The organism is Mesorhizobium sp. M7A.F.Ca.CA.004.06.1.1, assembly GCF_003999135.1.
GTDB lineage: Bacteria > Pseudomonadota > Alphaproteobacteria > Rhizobiales > Rhizobiaceae > Mesorhizobium.
In genome coordinates this window covers 1-1,624 of the sequence record NZ_RZPQ01001026.1, presented here as the reverse complement: position 1 = coordinate 1,624, position 1,624 = coordinate 1, and the positions used below count along the sequence as shown (strand labels likewise).

At 60.2% G+C, this 1,624-nt stretch carries 2 protein-coding genes; both read right to left on the bottom strand.

Annotated elements, in window-relative coordinates; genetic code table 11:
• Window positions 1–844, bottom strand: an 844-nt coding sequence (gene ugpE, locus EN906_RS33420; protein WP_127375739.1) for a sn-glycerol-3-phosphate ABC transporter permease UgpE, incomplete at its 3' end; no start/stop codon positions are given.
• Between the two features lie 9 nt (window positions 845–853).
• Window positions 854–1,624: ABC transporter permease subunit (locus EN906_RS33415; protein ID WP_127375738.1), on the bottom strand; the 771-nt coding region annotated here is incomplete at its 5' end.

The window sequence follows — 1,624 nt, the reverse complement described above, 5'->3', positions numbered from 1 at the left end:
TTTCGGAATCGACCAGGCCGCGAACGAACCAGCGTTGCATCAGCACCACGACCAGGATCGGCGGCACGATGGCCAGCATCGCTGTAACCATGACCAGGTGCCATTGCGTATCGGCATCGGCGAAGGAGACCATCTTTCTGAGCGCGATGACGATCGTGTTCATGTTGCTGCTGTTGGTGACGAGCAACGGCCACAGATACTGCGTCCAGCCATAAATGAAGAGGATGACGAACAGCGCCGCGATATTCGTCCGCGACAGCGGCAACAGGATATCGAAGAAGAAGCGCCACGGCCCCGCACCGTCAACACGCGCCGCCTCCACCAGCTCACCTGGAATGGTCATGAAAAACTGTCGAAACAGCAATGTGGCGGTGGCGGAGGCGATCAGCGGGATGATCAGGCCGGCATAGGTGTCGATCATGCCGAGATCGACCATCACCTTGTAGGTCGGCAGGATGCGCACCTCGACGGGAAGCATCAAGGTGATGAAGATCAGCCAGAAGAAGGTCATGCGCAGCGGAAAGCGGAAAAATACGATCGCGTAGGCCGACAGGATCGAGATGAAGATCTTTCCCACCGCGATGCCGAGCGCCATGATCGTCGTGTTGAGCAGCAGCCTGCCGACGCTGACGCCGCCGATACGGCCGACACCGCCGAACAGCGCTTCGGTGTAATTGTTCCAGAACTGATCGCCGGGCAGGAGCGGCAATGGCGGCCTGAGGATCGTTTGCAGCGTCTGCGTCGAGGCAACGAACGTGTAGTAGATCGGGAAAGCAACGATCAATATGCCGAGGATCAGCACGGCGTGGGCGATGACGGTGCGGAGCGGTGACTGGCCGATCATCGCTCGCCCTCAGCCGTAATGGACTTTGCGTTCCACATAGCGGAACTGGATGGCCGTGAGCGAGATGACGATGACCATCAGGATGACCGACTGCGCCGCCGAGTCACCGAGGATCAGATTGACGAAGCCGTCATTGTAGACCTTGTAGACCAGCGTTTCAGTCGTCTTGCCCGGACCGCCCCCGGTGACGGCATGGACGATGCCGAACGTGTCGAACAGGGCATAGACGGTGTTGACGACCAGCAGGAAGAAGGTCGTCGGCGCAAGCAGCGGGAAGACGATGGTCCAGAATCGCTTGGTCTCGCCGGCGCCGTCCATGGCCGCCGCCTCGATCAAGGCTTTCGGCACCGCCTGCAGGCCGGCGACGAAGAACAGGAAATTGTAGCTGATCTGCTTCCAGGCAGCGGCGGACACCAGCAGGATCATGGCCTGGGTGCCGTTGAGCAGTGGATCCCAGGCGATGCCGAAACTTCTCAGCATGTAGGCCAGCGACCCGATCGACGGGTTGAAGAGGAACAGCCACAGCATACCGGCGATTGCCGGCGCCACCGCGTAGGGCCAGATCAAGAGCGTGCGGTAGAGACCTTTGCCGCGCACCACCTTCTCTGCCATGACCGCAAGCAGGAGCGCCACGCACATGGCGACGATGGCGGTCGCAAGGGAAAACACCACCGTGACCTTGATCGAGTTCAGGTAGGCCGGATCGGCAAGCACTTTCCTGAAATTGGCGAACCAGACGAACTTGGTCCTCAGTCCGAACGGATCCTGCCTGGGCATGGA